Below are 14680 nucleotides of genomic sequence, written 5' to 3' on the forward strand. Positions count from 1 at the left end.
ATCGGTGTCACCAGATGACACCGATCCCACACGGATCAGTCAGAACGTGTAGTCGAAGGCCTCGATGGCATCGGCGAACACGTCGGCCACGCGGGCGCGAGAGGCGTCGGTGTAGAGCTCGCGGTAGTGCCCGGCGGGGCGGGCGTTGCCCTTGGCGCGTGGCAGGTCGGGCGAGCCGGGCAGCGAGAGCTGCTCCCAGACCTCGTCGAGCTCGTCGGCGAGGCGCTCGTAGCGCAGCACCCGGTCGACGGCGAGCTTGCCGCGGATGCGGTACATCCGGCGGTTGTTGGCCAGCTGCTCGATCCACTCCTCCCCGACGTACCGCTCGAAGTCGGGCAGCTCCGGGAGGTCCTTGTACTTCCAGTAGTAGAGCGACACGACAGCGTCCCACGGGTTGCGCTCGATCGCGAAGGTGAAGTAGTCGCGCCAGACCTGGGCGCCCACCGCGTCGCGCGCGAGCCGCGCACTCATGTGGTTGAAGGCCTGACGGGGCAGAGGCGGCGCCTCGAAGTTCTGCGGCCCGCGACCGCCGGCCCGTGCGCGCAGCTCCTCGTCCTCGGGGCTGATCCGGGTGATCACGTCGTCGGGACCGCACACCTTCGACAGCGCGATCTCCACGCTGGTGCCCGCCGTCTTGCGAGTCTTGAGGAAGATGAAGCGGTGGGCATGGGACGCGATCACGCGCCTGACCCTACCGGCGAGCCCCGCCACCCGAGCGCGTTAGCGTGGCGGCATGGACGGGACGACGCCGGACGCCCCACTGGAGGCCGAGGGTCGTCACTTCACCGACGAGGACTGGTACGGCGACGACCTCGGCGCCGCACGCTTCGTCGACTGCACCTTCACCCGCGTCGACCTCGGTGAGGCGACGACCACCGGGGCGACCTTCGAGCGCTGCACGTTCCACAACTGCTCGTTCGGCTCGAGCGTGCACACCTCGACCGCGTTCGTCGCGTGCGACGTGCGCCGCTCGAAGTTCTTCGACGCCACCTTCGACGGGTGCAAGCTGCTCGGCACCGTCTTCGCCGAGTGCACGATGCGGCCGCTGACCGTCCGGGGAGGGCAGTGGCAGTCGGTGACGATCCGCGGCACCAACCTGGCCAAGGTCGACTTCAGCGGGGTCGACCTGCGCGAGGCGGACCTGTCGATGAGCGACCTGTCGTTCGCCACCTTCACCACGGCGCAGCTCGACCGGGCGACGCTGCGCGAGACGAAGCTCGAGGGCGCCGACCTGCGCGGCGCCTCGCTGGACGGGGTCGACCTGACGGTGGCCGCGCTGCGGCGTACGAGGCTCGACCTGGCCGGCGCCGTGCTGCTGGCCGAGCTGCACGGCGCCGACGTCACACCCTGACGGGCGGCCGGCGGCTCAGGCCGGCTGGTTGAGGAACCAGCGGTGGCCGAACGGGTCGCGGAACACGGCGACGCGGCCCGCCGGTGACGAGTCCTCGGGGCCGCGGTCGAGTGCCGTGCCGGCGTCGACCACGCGGCCGGCGAGCCCGTCCACGTCGTCGACCTCCAGGTGCAGGCTCACGGCCGCTCCCCGCGCGGGGTCGGGCGCCGCGACACCCGCCTCGGCGAACTCGTCGGACATCATCCACCGAGCCCCGGACACGGCCAGCTCGACGTGCCCGATCCGGCCGTCGTCCATCTCGATCGGCTCGACGACGATCGCGGCGCCGAGCACGCGGACGTACCACTCGGTCGCCGCACGGGCGTCGGCCACGCAGAGGTAGGGGGTGAGGTCGCTCATGGCCTGATGCAACACCGGTCCGGGCGGGGGTGTCGACCCCCGCCCGGACCTGTCCGCGCCTGGGTCAGGCGGCGGCGGGCGTGTGGGAGACCAGGTCGTTCAGCGCGCCGACGAGGCGCTCGATGGCGGCGTCGTCCTGCAGCAGGTCGCCCTCGAGGGCCGGCTCGCTGGCGACGATGCCCTCGACGACGAGGGCGCCCGCGATGGTCGCCGAGTGGCGAGCGTGCTCGTGCGACCACTTGCCGCCGTACGGCGTGGGGGTGGCACCGACGGCCGCGAACGGCTTGCCGACGATGGCACCGGCGCCGTACGGGCGCGACAGCCAGTCGATGGCGTTGTTGAGGACGGCGGGCATGGTGCCGTTGTACTCGGGGGTGACGACGAGCAGGCGGTCGGCCGCGGCGACGGACTCGCGCAGCGCCACGGCGCTGGCGGGCACGCTCTCGCCGTCGAGCTCCTCGTTGTAGAACGGGATCTGGTCGAGGCCGTCGACGATGTCGACGACGACGCCCTCGGGAGCGGCGGTGACGAGGTGCTCGGCGATGCGGCGGTTCAGCGAGTCGGCCCGGAGGGATCCGACGAGGACGGCGACACGGGTCTGCGTTGAGGTAGTCATGACGGTGCAAACGGACCGCGGTCCGCTTCTATTCCGGTTCGTCGAGAAAGTTTCCCGCCTAGTCTGGGCCCGTGCCCCTCGACCTCCCGCTCGCCGACGAGCAGCCGGTCGAGCGCTCCGATGCGGCCCGCAACCGCGAGGCCCTGCTGGTGGCGGCGCAGCGACTGGTCGACCAGTGCGGCGTCGACAGCGTGACGATGGACGCGGTCGCCCAGGAGGCGGGCGTCGGCAAGGGCACCGTGTTCCGCCGGTTCGAGAGCCGGGAGGGGCTGATGGCCGCCGTCCTCGACCGGTCGGAGACCGCGTGGCAGGGCGCCGTCATCGGCGGTCCTCCCCCGCTCGGCCCCGGCGCGGAACCGATGGAGCGCCTCCTCGCCTTCGGCCACACCCGCCTGCGGCTCAACCTCACCCACGGCGCGCTGATCCGCGCTGCCGACCGCTCGGGGGCGCGCTCGTTCGCAGCCGTCTCGTTCGCCGCCATGCACGTGCGCTACCTGCTCACCCAGCTCGGTGTGACCGGTGACATCCCGCTGCTCGCGACCGCCCTGATGGCCCCGCTCGAGGTGGTGATCCTGGAGCAGCAGGCCGGGCGGGAGCACATCCCGGTCGAACGGATCGAGGCGGCCTGGGACGACCTCGTACGCCGCGTGGTGAACGGCTGACCGAGCCGTCGCCCGGACCTAGCGGTGGTGCTTGCGCAGGCCGAACGTGAGGCCGTCGATCAGGGCGCCCCACGACGCCTCGATCACGTTGTGGCCCACTCCCACCGTCACCCACGACGACTCGCCGTCGGAGGTCTCGATCAGCACGCGGGTGATCGCGTCGGTGCCGTGGCCGCCCGGCAGGGACGGGTCGAGGATGCGCACCTTGTAGTCGATGAGCTCGAACTTCGCGACCTCCGGGAAGGCCTGGCCGATCGCCGAGCGCAGCGCGGCGTCGAGCGCGTTGACCGGGCCGTTGCCCTCGCCGGTGACGACGTAGCGCACGTCCTCGGCCTTCAGCTTCACCGTGGCCTCCGACACCGCCTCGGCGGCCGGTGAGGTCTCGGTGATCACCCGCCACGACTCGACGTCGAAGTAGGCCGGACGGACCCCCTCCACCTCCTCGACCAGCAGCAGCTCGAACGACGCGTCGGCCGCCTCGAAGGTGTAGCCTCGGCCCTCCATCTCCTTGACGCGGTCCGTCACGCGCGTCACCAGCTCGCGATCACCGGACAGGTCGAAGCCCAGCTCGCGACCCTTGAGCTCGATCGAGGCCCGGCCGGCCATGTCGGAGACGAGCAGCCGCATGTCGTTGCCGACGCCGAGCGGGTCCATGTGCTGGTAGAGGTCGGGGTCCACCTTGATCGCGGAGGCGTGCAGGCCGGCCTTGTGGGCGAACGCCGACGTCCCGACGTACGGCTGGCGCGAAGCAGGCGGGAAGTTGGTCACCTCGGCGACGGCGTGGGCGATGCGGGTGGCCTCGCGCAGGAGCCCGTCTGGGAGCACCCGCCGGTCCAGCTTGAGCTCGAGGTTGGCGACGACGGAGACGAGGTCGGCATTGCCGGTGCGCTCGCCGTAGCCGTTGATGCAGCCCTGGACGTGCGTGGCGCCCGCGGCCACGGCGGCCAGCGAGTTGGCGACCGCGCAGCCGCTGTCGTTGTGGGCGTGGATCCCGATCCGGGCACCGGTGGAGGCGATCACGTCGCTCACGACGTCGGTGACCCAGTCGGGGAGCATCCCGCCGTTGGTGTCGCACAGGGCCACGACCTCGGCGCCGGCCTCCGTCGCCGTGCGCAACACCTCGAGCGCGTAGTCGCGGTTGGCGCGGTAGCCGTCGAAGAAGTGCTCGGCATCGAGGAAGACGGTCTGCCCCTCCGCCCGCAGGTGGGAGACGGTGTCGCGGACCATCGCGAGGTTCTCCTCCAGGGTGGTGCGCAGGGCCAGCTCGACGTGCCGGTCGTGGGACTTCGCGACCAGGGTCACCACCCCCGCCCCGCTGTCCCGCAGCGCCGCCACCTGCGGGTCGTCGGCCGCGGCGACACCGGCCTTGCGGGTCGCGCCGAACGCGGCCAGGCGCGCGTGGCGCAGGTCGAGCTCGTCGACCGCGCGCCGGAAGAACTCCGTGTCCTTGGGGTTGGCGCCCGGCCAGCCGCCCTCGATGAAGCCGACCCCGAGCCCGTCGAGCTGGCGCGCGATCGCCAGCTTGTCGGCGACCGAGAGGTTGAGCCCCTCCTGCTGGGCGCCGTCGCGCAGCGTCGTGTCGTAGACGTGGAAGGAGCCCTGCAGGTCGAGCGACTGAGCCATGGTCGTGCCTTCGGTCGGTCCGGACATGAAAAAACCTCCCGGGGTGCAGGAGGTCGGCGCGGCGGATGATCCGTCGCGCTAGGAAATGATGATGCGGGTGGAACGCATGGCCCCACTGTGCCACGGACCACTCGACGCCGAACGGGATCGAGGATCGGTCTCGCATCGCGGTCACCGACCGCGTGGGCTCAGAGCCAGGCGGGCAGGTGGACGTCGGCGAACGGCCGGTCCTGTGCGGGCGACCAGGAGGGTCCCTGCGAGGACGCCGCGGCCCCGAGCCCGGTCGCGACCGCGAACGTGACGACGGCCGCGAAGAACCACACGAGCGGCCGGGCGCTGGCCGGGTGGGACAGCCGTTGCACAGGGCCGCGCAGCCGCCGGCTGCCCGGTCCCCACCAGAGCCCGACGCCGATCACGACGCCGATCACGGCAAGGCTGGCGAGCATGGAGGCGGACACGGCGAAGCACAGCAGCGCCGCGGCCAGCCCGAGACCCAGGCTCCACGTGACCAGCAGCAGGGCACCCGGGACCGCCGCGACCACGTGCCACGGGGCGGCGAGCAGCACCTGGACGCCGTCGTACCACTTGGCGCCACGCGCCGTGCGTCGCCGCCCGGCCGAGCTGGCCGCCATCGACCCGCTGCGCAGGAGCCAGACGAGGAGGGCCAGGGCCGCGATCGCGAGGTACGGCGCCAGGGCCACCCCGGCGCCGACGACCCCGAGGCCCGCGAGCACGAGGATGCCGCGCCGCAGCTTCTCGAGCCCACCGACCGGCACGGGAGCGGGCGGCACCGCCGGCTCCTCGTCGATCCGTTGCGTCGACCCGTCGGGCAGCACCAGTGTCTGGCGCTGGGGCGAGGTGTCCTGCTCGGACCAGCCGAACCGGGCCTCCCGAGGCTCGCTGGGACCTGAGTCCGGGGTGGACTCAGGTCGTAGCGTCGGCTCGGCGACCTCGGCGACCTCGGCGACCTCGGTGGGCGCGGCCAGCCCGGCCTGCGCGGCCACCGCCAGCGGCATCGTGAACGGGTCGGTGCGGACCGGCGTGACGGTCCGGGGGCCGAGGGTGGCGAGCAGGTCGATCAGCTCGGGGAGGGAGGGCCGGTTGCGCGGCTCGGGGTCGAGGGCGTCGTCGACGGCGCCGCGGACGGACGGGTCGAGACCGGTCAGGTCGTGCTCCCCGCGGCGTACGCGATCCATGATCGCCATCGACGGACCCCGTCCGAAGGGCGCCCGGCCGGTGCCGGCGAACGCGACGGTCGCGGCCCACGAGTGCACGTCGGAGGCGGTGGAGGCGTCCTCGCCGTAGAGGATCTCCGGGGCGAGGTAGCCGGGCGTGCCCAGCAGCCAGCCGGTGTGCGTGAGCCGGGGGTCGTCGGCCACCCGCGCGAGCCCGAAGTCGATCAGGATCGGGGTGCGGCCCTCCATCAGGATGTTGGACGGCTTGATGTCGCGGTGGAGCACGCCGACCCCGTGCACGGCCCCGAGCGCCTCGGCCAGGCAGCCGGCGAACCAGACGAGCTCGGCGCCCTCGATGGCGCCCTCCTCGTGGACGTGGTCGTGCAGCGAGAGGCCGGGGACGTAGCGGGTCGCCACGAACGGGATCTCGCCCCACGGGTCGGCGTCGAGGATCTCGGCGACCCGGCGCGACCTCACCCGGGTCAGCGACGAGACCTCGCGGGCGAGGCGGTGGCGCGCCTCGTCGTCGCCGACGATGTGCGGACGCAGCACCTTGAGGGCCACCCGCTGTCCCCCGGGCTTGCGGGCCAGGTGCACGACGCCCATGCCGCCCTCGCCGAGGCGGGTGAGCAGCTCGTAGTCGCCGACGAAGAGGCCGGGCGGCGCCTGCTCAGGACGGTGGGTGGTCACGCAGGGAGATTACCGGGACGGCCCCGGTCGGACGGGCATCCGTGCGGATCGGACGGTCGCGTCGTCAGCCGGTCACCTCGGCGGCGAGGTCGGCCTCGGAGACCTCGAAGTCGCCGTGGCGCGCAGACTCCTCCACGGGATACATCGCTGCGATCTCGTCGGCGAAGCCGGCCTCGATGGCCGAGCGCTTCACCTTCATCGACGGCGTCATCTCCCCGCACTCGACGCTGAGCTCACGGTCGGCGACGACGAACTGCTTGATGGTCTCCCACCGGTTCAGCGTCGCGTTCAGCTTGGTGACGTGCCCGTCGACCATCGCGATGGTCGCCGGGTCGCGCAGCACGTCGGCGTAGGCGGTCGACCGCAGCTTCGCGTGCTGCGCCCAACCGACGATCGCGGTCTCGTCGAGGGTGAGGACGGCCACGCAGTAGGGGCGGTCGTTGCCGATGACGACCGCGTCGGCGACGTACGGGCAGGCGGCCTTGAGCCGGCCCTCGAGGTAGGTCGGAGCGACGTACTTGCCGCCCGCGGTCTTGAAGAAGTCCTTCTTGCGGTCGGTGATCCGCAGCCGGCCCTCGTGGTCGAGGGTGCCGATGTCGCCGGTGCTGAGCCAGCCGTTGCGCAGCACGGACGCGGTCTCGGCCGGCATGTTGTGGTAGCCGGTCATCACGCCGGGACCGCGCAGCAGCACCTCCCCGTCGGCGGCGAGGCGCACCTCGGTGCCGGGGAACACGTGACCGACGGTGCCGAGCGTGTTGTCCTCCGGACGGTTGACGAAGCTGCCGGCGGCCGACTCGGTGAGGCCGTAGCCCTCGAGGATCTCGATGCCGGCGAGGCCGAAGAACTCGGCGATGTCGGGGTTGAGCGCGGCGGCACCGGAGATGAAGAAGCGCAGCCGGGGGCCGAAGCGCTCACGGATCTTCGCGAAGACCGCCTTGTCGAGCACGTCGTAGCGCTTGCCGAGGAGGTACGGCACGCGCTTGCCCTGGTCGAGGTAGGCACGCCGGCGACGGGCGACCGCGAAGGCCTGCTCGAAGACGCGGCGCCGGATGCCGCCCTCCTGGTCCTGCATCGCGACGATCCGTGAGTGCACCTTCTCGAAGATGCGCGGGGCGGCCCCCATGAAGGTCGGCTGCACGACGGCGAGGTTGTCGATGATCCGGTCGACGTCACCGTCGACGGCAGTCGGGAACCCGCAGGCCATCTGGGTGGAGAGCAGCACCTTGCCGAAGGAGTGGGACAACGGCAGCCAGAGGTACTGCAGGTCGTCGGGGCCGAGCACGCCCTGCGCGGCGATGGCGGTGCCCTCGTAGGTCCACGCGGAGTGCGTGTGCCGCACACCCTTCGGGGTGCCGGTGGTGCCGGAGGTGTACATCAGGCTCGCGAGCATGTCGGAGCGCAGGGTCCCCATCCGCCGCGAGACGCACGCCGGGTCGCGCTCGAGCACCTCGTCGCCGGCGCGCAGCAATCCCTCGAGGGTCATCACCCGGCCGTCCGGGAAGTCGCCGTCGAAGAGCACGACCTTGCGGACCTTGAGGATCCTGCCGCGGATGGCGCGGAGCTTGGCGACCTGTTCCAGCGAGTCGACCAGCACGACCGATGCGTCGGAGTCGTTGAGGATGTGGGCGACCTCGTCGGCCCTGGTCGAGGGATACACCGTCGTGGTGGCTCCCCCGGCGCACATGATCGCCAGGTCGGCCAGGATCCACTCGAAGCGGGTCTCGGAGATGATCGCGACCCGGTCCTCGGCCTCGATCCCGAGACCGATCAGGCCGGCCGCGAGCGACTCGACGAGCTCGCGGGTCTCGCCCCAGGTCGACTCCTGCCACGACCCGTTGACGGGGTAGCTGAAGGCCATGTCGCCGGGCGAGACCAGGGATCTCGCCCAGAACATGTGCGCCATCGTGGTCGGCCGGTTCGCCAGCCGACGCGCCACCTCGTCCACGCCTCGCAAAGTATCGCGAGACCGGCCCGTCCGAGCCCGGAACGGACCAATTGCGTCTCGGTCAGCCGACCCGGTGCATCCAGCCGAAGGTGTCGTCGGCGCGGCCGAACTGCACGTCGACCAGGGCCTGGCGGATGCGCATGGTGAGCTCGGTGGACGCCGGCGCGGGTGCCTCGCCGCCGTCCCACTTCAGCGAGCCGACCGGCGTCACGACGGCGGCGGTGCCGCAGGCGAAGATCTCGGTGATCGCACCGCTGGCCACGCCGTCGCGCCACTCGTCGATGGAGAGCTTGCGCTCCTCGACCTGGTGGCCGAGCTTGCCGGCGAGCTCGATGATCGAGGCGCGGGTGATGCCCTCGAGGATCGTGCCGGTCTGGGGGGTGACGATGCGGCCGTCGTCGAAGACGTAGTACATGTTCATGCCGCCGAGCTCCTCGACGTACTTCCCCTCGGCGCCGTCGAGGAAGACGACCTGGTCGCAGCCGTTGGCCGTGGCCTCCTGCTGGGCCACCAGCGAGCTGGCGTAGTTGCCGCCGGTCTTCGCCGCGCCCATGCCGCCGCGCCCCGCGCGGGTGTAGTCCTCGGTGAGCCACAGGGTCACCGGCTTGATGCCGCCCTTGAAGTAGGCCCCCGCCGGGGAGGCGATCACCATGAAGGTGACGTGCTGCGCGGGACGCACCCCGAGGAACGCCTCGCTGGCGAACATGAAGGGCCGCAGGTAGAGACTCTTCTCGCCGCCGTCGGTGTTGGTCGGCACCCACCGCTCGTCGGCCTCCACCAGCGCCTCGACGGCCGCGACGAAGTCCTCGACCGGGAGCTCGGGGAACGCCAGCCGGCGCGACGAGCGCACCATCCGCTTGGCGTTCTCCTCCGGCCGGAACAGGTGCACCGACCCGTCCTCGTGCCGGTAGGCCTTCATCCCCTCGAAGGTCTCCTGCGCGTAGTGCAGGACCGCCGTCGCCGGGTCGAGCGTGAGGGGCCCGTAGGGCGTCACGCGCGCGTCGTGCCACCCGCGCTCGGGCGTCCACTCGATCGTCACCATGTGGTCGGTGAAGTGGGTGCCGAAGCCCGGGTTGGCCAGGATCTCGGCGAGCCGGGCGTCGTCGACGGGGGCGGGGTTGGCGGTCGTGCTGATGTCCATGGGGGTCAGGCTAACTTCCCGTGCGGGCTCAGAGGCGAGCGGCGATCGAGTCGCCGACCTCGGGGGTACGGCGCGTGGTGCCGGGCGTCCGCTCGGCCAGGTCGGCGAGCACCGCCGCCTCGACGGCGGCCGACGCGTCGGCGTACCCGAGGTGGTCGAGCAGCAGCGAGGCGGAGAGGATCGCGGCGGTGGGGTCGGCCTTCTGCTGGCCGGCGATGTCGGGCGCCGATCCGTGCACGGGCTCGAACATCGAGGGGGCGGTGCGGTCGGGGTTGACGTTGCCGCTGGCCGCGAGGCCGATGCCGCCGGTGATGGCGGCGGCGAGGTCGGTGATGATGTCGCCGAACAGGTTGTCGGTGACGATCACGTCGAAGCGCGACGGGTTGACCGTCATGTGGATCATCGCGGCGTCGATGTGCATGTAGTCGGTCGTGACATCGGGGTGCTCGGCCGCGACCGTCTCGAAGATGCGCCACCACACGGAGCCGGCGTGGACCAGCACGTTGGTCTTGTGGACCAGGGTGAGGTGCTTGCGCGGGCGCCGCTCGGCGCGGGCGAACGCGTCGCGCACGACGCGCTCCACGCCGAAGGCGGTGTTGACGGAGACCTCGGTGGCGACCTCGGCCGGCGTGCCGACGCGCAGCGCGCCGCCGTTGCCGGTGTAGGGCCCCTCGGTGCCCTCGCGGACGACCACGAAGTCGACGTCTCCCGGCTCGACCAACGGGGAGGGCGTGCCCGGGAACAGTCGGCTCGGGCGCAGGTTGACGTAGTGGTCGAACTCGAAGCGCAGCTTGAGCAGCAGCCCGCGCTCGAGGATCCCGGGCGGCAGGTTGGGGTCGTTGGGCTTGCCACCGACCGCGCCGAGCAGGATCGCGTCGTGCTGCCGGATCTCGGCGAGCACGGACGTCGGGAGCACGTCACCGGTGGCGAGGTAGTTCTCCGCGCCGAGGGCGTAGTGGGTCTGCTGGAACTTCACCGGCACGTCGACCGCCTCGAGCACCTTGAGGGCCTCGGGGGTGACCTCCTGGCCGATGCCGTCGCCGGGGATGACGGCGAGGTTGACGGTTCCGGTGCTGGTTGCTGCGTCTGAGGACATGCGGGCGAATCTAGTTGTCGTCGGGGCGCTGGCCGCCGTTGTCTCGCAGGTCAAGCGAGGCCTGCAGGGCGGCACTCGTCGCCTCCGCGCTGTGCGGGTTGTCGGGGTGGTGGCTGGCGGGGCCCCAGTCGGGGTAGAAGTCGTACATGGCGGTTCTCCGTCGGGTGTCGAGGCGAGGTGGTCCTCGCCCCGCGGCGGAGGGTGGCTCGACTCGACCCGTGGATCACACGGGGAGCACGGCCGACGACATGCGGATCACGCGCTGACGATCAGGAGCGGGGTCCGCCGCGGGGCGATGATGGAACTGACAGGACCCTGACCGACTCGTACGCCGAACACCGCGACGAGTGGGCCCTGTCTTCTCAGGCCTCGCCGCGGCGAACGATAAGTACGAGAACGCTCCGCATGATGGGCACGACCGTACGCCGCCCCCGCCGCGCTCGCAGCCCCTTTCGCGCGGCTGCTCACGATGCGAGACGAGCGTCTCGTCGTGACAGACTCGACCCCCTCATGAGTGCTCCCCCCGAACTGCCCGACATCGTCTCCCGCGCCTTCGACGTCTCCCGCAAGGCGGGCTACGTCTCCTTCTGCCGCAACGAGACCGGCCGGCTGCTCGCCGCCCTGGCCGCGACGCGCGGCGGCACGCTCGCCGAGTTCGGCACGGGGTGCGGGGTCGGGACCGCGTGGCTGCGCAGCGGCGTACGCAACGGCGCGCGGATCGTGACGGCCGAGCTCGACCCGCGCCTGGCCACCGCCGCCGCGGAGATCTTCCGCGACGACGACCACGTCGAGGTGCTCGAGGCCGACTGGTCGACGCTGCACCAGCGCGGCCCCTACTCGCTGATCTTCCTCGACTCCGGCGACCCGGGATCGGTGCGCGTGGACGCCGTCGTCGACCTGCTCGAGCCGGGCGGGATCGTCGTGCTCGACGACTTCACGCCCTGCGAGGTGTGGCCCCCGATCGCCTACGGGCGGGTCGACACGCTGCGCGAGGAGTGGCTCACCGACGACCGGTTCACCGCGGTCGAGGTGATGATCGCCCCCGACGCCTCGGCCATCATCGCCACCCGCCGCTGAGGGCTTCGCGCCGCTTGCTTGGATGTCGACATGGCCGACGCCCTGCTCACTGTCCGCGGGATCACCCGCCGCTTCGGTGAGCGCACCGTCCTCGACGCCGTCGACCTCGACGTGGTCGCCGGCGAGGCGGTCGGGGTCGTCGGTCCCAACGGCAGCGGCAAGTCCACGCTGCTGCGTTGCATCGTCGGCGCGGACCAGCCCGATGCCGGCGAGACGCTGCTCTCCGGCCAGCAGCTCGACGAGCGCCGGGCCGAGGTGCGCCGCGACCTCGCCGTGGTCATGGACGACATCGACTTCTTCCCCGACCTCAGCGTGGTCGAGCACCTCGACCTGGTCGCGCGCGCCCACGGCCAGCGCGACGCGGAGGACCTCGTCGACGCGGTGCTGGACGAGGTCGGCCTGATGCAGGTCTCCGGCCAGCTGCCCTCGACGCTGTCGTCGGGGCAACGCCGCCGGCTCGCGCTGGCCAGCGTCTTCGTCCGGCCCCGGACGCTGCTGGTGCTCGACGAGCCGGAGCAGCGCCTCGACGTGGAGGGGGTCGCATGGCTCGGCGAGAAGCTCGTCGCCGAGAAGGCCGCCGGACGCGGGATCGTGCTCGTGAGCCACGACCCCGACCTGGTGGCGAAGGTGTGCGACCGGGTGGTCCGTCTTGGCGACGCTTGAGGCGCCCCGCGCCTCCGAGCTCCGTGGCCAGGTCCGCGAGTGGCGCCGCGGCCGCGCCGAGCTGAACTACTGGGAGGTCGCCAGCGACGCCTACATCGCGATCTTCGCGGTGGTGATGATCGGCTCGATGGCCGGCAACGTGGTGCTCAACCTGCGCCGCCTCGCCGACGACGCCTGCGTCGGCTCCTGCGCGGTGACCCGGGAGCTGGCCCCGTGGCTCAGCGCTCTCGCCGTCGCCGCGGTGGTGCTCGGCGTCGCCCGACTGCTCGGACCCGTGTTCAGCCCGCCCGCCGCCAACGTCTGGCTGCTCGGCACGCCGGTCGATCGCGGCGCCCTCCTGCGGCCCGGGTGGCTGCGCACCGTCGCGTTCACCGTGGTCGGCGTCGTCGCCGTGCTGCTCACGCCCGCCGTGCTGGGCGGCTTCACGCCGTCCACCGGGGTGGCCTTCGTGGTGGCGGGGAGCGCGGCGAGCCTGGCGTGCGTCGCCCTCGCCGCCCTGTCCCAGGTGCACGAGCACGCCGCCGCCCGCTGGCTGACGTGGCTGGTGACCGGCTCGCTGTGGGTGCTGCTGGCCGCCACCGCCGACGGGCGCCTCGACGGCGTGCCGAGCGTCCCTACGCCCGTGGCGCTCGCCCTGACCGCGGCCGGCCTGGTCGCGGGTGCCGTGCTGGCCTGGCGGGTGCGCGGCTCGTTGTCGTCGATGTCGCGTCGGGTGCTCGGCCAGACCGAGAACCTCTCCCCCGCCCTGTCGGGCGCGCTCTCCTCCCTCGACCTCGGCCTGATGTACGACGTGCTGCTCGCCCGTCGCTGGGGCAAGGGCGCCACGGTCACCAGTCGACGCGGCGGACCGGTCGGGTGGTGGGCGCTCGTGCACAGCGACCTGCGACGCGCGGTGCGCGCACCCCAGCCCTTCGTCGTGCTGGCCGGCATGACGCTCGTGCCGTACGCCGCCGCGTCGGCCGACGCCGGCCGCGCCCTCGTGCTCGCGACCACCTTGGCGGGGTTGCTCGCCGGCCCGCCGCTGTGCGCCGGGTTGCGGGTCGTCGTCCGCACCCGGGGCGTGGCGCGGATGCTGCCGATGAGCACGGCCCAGGTCCGGGGCGCGCACCTGGTGATGCCGGGGACGGCGCTGCTGCTCTACGCGCTCGGCACGACGTGGACCCTGCTCCCGCTGATGCCGACGCAGGAAGCGGTCCGGCTGGCGATCGCGTGCGGCCTGTCGTCGCTGGCCGCCACCCTGCGGTGGGTCAGCGCGCGGCCGCCCGACTACGGCAAGCCGATGGTGAGCACGCCGGCCGGCGCCGTACCTCCCGGCGTGCTGTCCAGCGTGTTCCGCGGCTTCGACGTCTGGGCGGTCACCGCGCTCCCCCTGGTGTTCGGCCCGACCGGCACCGTCGTCTCGCTGGCGATCAGCCTCGGCGTGATCGCGTGGCTCGTCTCGAGCGATCCCGCCTAGCGAGACGACACCTGTCGCGTCAAGACCTGTCTAGACCTTTTTTGCCGATTCCTCGGACAGCCGTGCCGGGGCCTCCCTACCGTGTGCGTGACATCAACGCGGATCCCCCCGGTCCCTCCACCCACGCCACACACTCGGAGCCTCCATGAACACGCCATCTCGTCGCGCCCAGAAGATCCTGGTCGCCGCGACCACCCCCGTCGCCGTCATCGCCTCGGCCGCGATGATCTACCAGGCGTCGTACGCCGCCTTCAGCGGCCAGACCCGCAACTCGGGCAACGACTGGGCGACCGGATCGGTCAACCTGACCGACGACGACAACGGGTCCGCCCGCTTCCAGGTGAAGAACATGCTGCCGGGCGCGACCGACGCCAAGTGCATCAAGGTCACCGCCAACGCGACCGTGGCCAGCACGGTCAAGGGATACGCCGTCAACCCGGTGGTGTCCACGACCGGGCTCGAGGACCACATCAAGGTGCGGATCGAGAGCGGTGAGGGTGGCACGTTCGCCGACTGCACCGGGTTCGTGAGCGAGAGCGGCCCGCTCGTCCCCGCCGGCACGACGCTGCGCGCCCTCGCGACCGCCAACACCTTCGCCGCCGGCATCGGCGGCTGGTCCGTGGCGCCCGGGGCGCCGGTCTCCAAGACCTACAAGCTCACATGGGAGTTCGACACCACCGGGATGAGCCAGGCAGACATCGACAAGCTGCAGAACAGCCACACCGGCATCGACATGCAGTGGGAGATGCAGAGCAACGGCTGACCGCCGCCGCCACCGCCGACCAG

15 protein-coding genes are annotated in these 14680 nt (G+C 72.0%); 6 read left to right on the forward strand and 9 right to left on the reverse strand.

What is annotated here, in order from left to right:
* Nucleotides 1–39: 39 nt before the first annotated feature.
* Nucleotides 40–681, reverse strand: a complete 642-nt coding sequence (locus C7S10_RS10495; RefSeq protein WP_108344402.1) for a sulfotransferase family 2 domain-containing protein — start codon at nucleotides 679–681, stop codon at nucleotides 40–42.
* A gap of 52 nt (nucleotides 682–733) precedes the next feature.
* On the opposite strand from C7S10_RS10495, the gene C7S10_RS10500 reads away from it, so the two are divergent.
* Nucleotides 734–1351, forward strand: coding sequence for a pentapeptide repeat-containing protein (locus C7S10_RS10500; RefSeq protein ID WP_108344403.1), 618 nt, complete (start codon nucleotides 734–736; stop codon nucleotides 1349–1351).
* A gap of 15 nt (nucleotides 1352–1366) precedes the next feature.
* Here C7S10_RS10500 and C7S10_RS10505 read toward each other — a convergent pair whose 3' ends face one another.
* The gene (locus C7S10_RS10505; protein WP_108344404.1) at nucleotides 1367–1750 is read right to left on the reverse strand and encodes a VOC family protein; all 384 of its coding nucleotides are present in this window, start codon (nucleotides 1748–1750) and stop codon (nucleotides 1367–1369) included.
* A gap of 64 nt (nucleotides 1751–1814) precedes the next feature.
* Nucleotides 1815–2366: an NAD(P)H-dependent oxidoreductase gene (locus C7S10_RS10510; RefSeq protein WP_108344405.1), complete on the reverse strand. Its 552-nt coding sequence runs from the start codon at nucleotides 2364–2366 to the stop codon at nucleotides 1815–1817.
* A gap of 71 nt (nucleotides 2367–2437) precedes the next feature.
* Between C7S10_RS10510 and C7S10_RS10515 the strand changes: the two genes are divergently transcribed.
* Nucleotides 2438–3028, forward strand: coding sequence for a TetR/AcrR family transcriptional regulator (locus C7S10_RS10515; RefSeq protein WP_108344406.1), 591 nt, complete (start codon nucleotides 2438–2440; stop codon nucleotides 3026–3028).
* An 18-nt stretch (nucleotides 3029–3046) separates the two neighbouring features.
* Here the strand turns inward: C7S10_RS10515 and cimA are convergent, their stop codons facing one another.
* From cimA to C7S10_RS22200, 6 genes are all read right to left on the reverse strand, one after another.
* Nucleotides 3047–4678, reverse strand: a complete 1632-nt coding sequence (gene cimA / locus C7S10_RS10520; RefSeq protein WP_165807114.1) for a citramalate synthase — start codon at nucleotides 4676–4678, stop codon at nucleotides 3047–3049.
* A 161-nt stretch (nucleotides 4679–4839) separates the two neighbouring features.
* A complete protein-coding gene (locus C7S10_RS10525; protein WP_108344407.1) occupies nucleotides 4840–6516 on the reverse strand; it encodes a serine/threonine protein kinase in 1677 nt (558 codons plus the stop codon).
* A 64-nt stretch (nucleotides 6517–6580) separates the two neighbouring features.
* Complete coding sequence (locus C7S10_RS10530) at nucleotides 6581–8461, reverse strand: AMP-dependent synthetase/ligase (protein ID WP_243395308.1); 1881 nt, start codon at nucleotides 8459–8461, stop codon at nucleotides 6581–6583.
* Between the two features lie 61 nt (nucleotides 8462–8522).
* On the reverse strand, nucleotides 8523–9602 hold the full coding sequence (locus C7S10_RS10535) for a branched-chain amino acid aminotransferase (RefSeq protein ID WP_108344408.1): 1080 nt from the start codon (nucleotides 9600–9602) through the stop codon (nucleotides 8523–8525).
* A 28-nt stretch (nucleotides 9603–9630) separates the two neighbouring features.
* Nucleotides 9631–10698, reverse strand: coding sequence for a 3-isopropylmalate dehydrogenase (locus C7S10_RS10540; RefSeq protein WP_108344409.1), 1068 nt, complete (start codon nucleotides 10696–10698; stop codon nucleotides 9631–9633).
* Nucleotides 10699–10708: 10 nt separating this feature from the next.
* On the reverse strand, nucleotides 10709–10846 hold the full coding sequence (locus C7S10_RS22200) for a hypothetical protein (protein WP_165807115.1): 138 nt from the start codon (nucleotides 10844–10846) through the stop codon (nucleotides 10709–10711).
* 362 nt (nucleotides 10847–11208) lie between these two features.
* Here C7S10_RS22200 and C7S10_RS10545 point away from each other — a divergent pair, with 362 nt between their 5' ends.
* The 4 genes from C7S10_RS10545 to C7S10_RS10560 all read left to right on the forward strand — a co-directional run bounded on the left by C7S10_RS10545 (nucleotide 11209) and on the right by C7S10_RS10560 (nucleotide 14657).
* Nucleotides 11209–11775 (forward strand): O-methyltransferase, encoded by a 567-nt coding sequence (locus C7S10_RS10545; RefSeq protein ID WP_108344410.1) that lies wholly within the window; start codon nucleotides 11209–11211, stop codon nucleotides 11773–11775.
* 30 nt (nucleotides 11776–11805) lie between these two features.
* The gene (ccmA, locus tag C7S10_RS10550; protein ID WP_108344411.1) at nucleotides 11806–12438 is read left to right on the forward strand and encodes a heme ABC exporter ATP-binding protein CcmA; all 633 of its coding nucleotides are present in this window, start codon (nucleotides 11806–11808) and stop codon (nucleotides 12436–12438) included.
* Nucleotides 12425–13894, forward strand: a complete 1470-nt coding sequence (locus tag C7S10_RS10555; RefSeq protein ID WP_108344412.1) for a DUF6297 family protein — start codon at nucleotides 12425–12427, stop codon at nucleotides 13892–13894. The genes ccmA and C7S10_RS10555 overlap by 14 nt, the downstream gene beginning before the upstream one ends.
* Before the next feature lie 145 nt (nucleotides 13895–14039).
* On the forward strand, nucleotides 14040–14657 hold the full coding sequence (locus C7S10_RS10560; RefSeq protein ID WP_108344413.1) for a hypothetical protein: 618 nt from the start codon (nucleotides 14040–14042) through the stop codon (nucleotides 14655–14657).
* The last annotated feature ends 23 nt before the right edge of the window (nucleotides 14658–14680 follow it).

It is taken from the genome of Nocardioides currus (genome assembly GCF_003057875.1).
GTDB lineage: Bacteria > Actinomycetota > Actinomycetes > Propionibacteriales > Nocardioidaceae > Nocardioides > Nocardioides currus.

Coding starts and splice junctions, on each gene's coding strand:
- C7S10_RS10540 (WP_108344409.1), bottom strand. CDS start 10,698: ATGTCCTCAGACGCAGCAACCAGCACCGGAACCGTCAACCTCGCCGTC.
- C7S10_RS10505 (WP_108344404.1), bottom strand. CDS start 1,750: ATGAGCGACCTCACCCCCTACCTCTGCGTGGCCGACGCCCGTGCGGCG.
- C7S10_RS10560 (WP_108344413.1), top strand. CDS start 14,040: ATGAACACGCCATCTCGTCGCGCCCAGAAGATCCTGGTCGCCGCGACC.
- C7S10_RS22200 (WP_165807115.1), bottom strand. CDS start 10,846: ATGTACGACTTCTACCCCGACTGGGGCCCCGCCAGCCACCACCCCGAC.
- C7S10_RS10510 (WP_108344405.1), bottom strand. CDS start 2,366: ATGACTACCTCAACGCAGACCCGTGTCGCCGTCCTCGTCGGATCCCTC.
- C7S10_RS10500 (WP_108344403.1), top strand. CDS start 734: ATGGACGGGACGACGCCGGACGCCCCACTGGAGGCCGAGGGTCGTCAC.
- cimA (WP_165807114.1), bottom strand. CDS start 4,678: ATGTCCGGACCGACCGAAGGCACGACCATGGCTCAGTCGCTCGACCTG.
- C7S10_RS10535 (WP_108344408.1), bottom strand. CDS start 9,602: ATGGACATCAGCACGACCGCCAACCCCGCCCCCGTCGACGACGCCCGG.
- ccmA (WP_108344411.1), top strand. CDS start 11,806: ATGGCCGACGCCCTGCTCACTGTCCGCGGGATCACCCGCCGCTTCGGT.
- C7S10_RS10545 (WP_108344410.1), top strand. CDS start 11,209: ATGAGTGCTCCCCCCGAACTGCCCGACATCGTCTCCCGCGCCTTCGAC.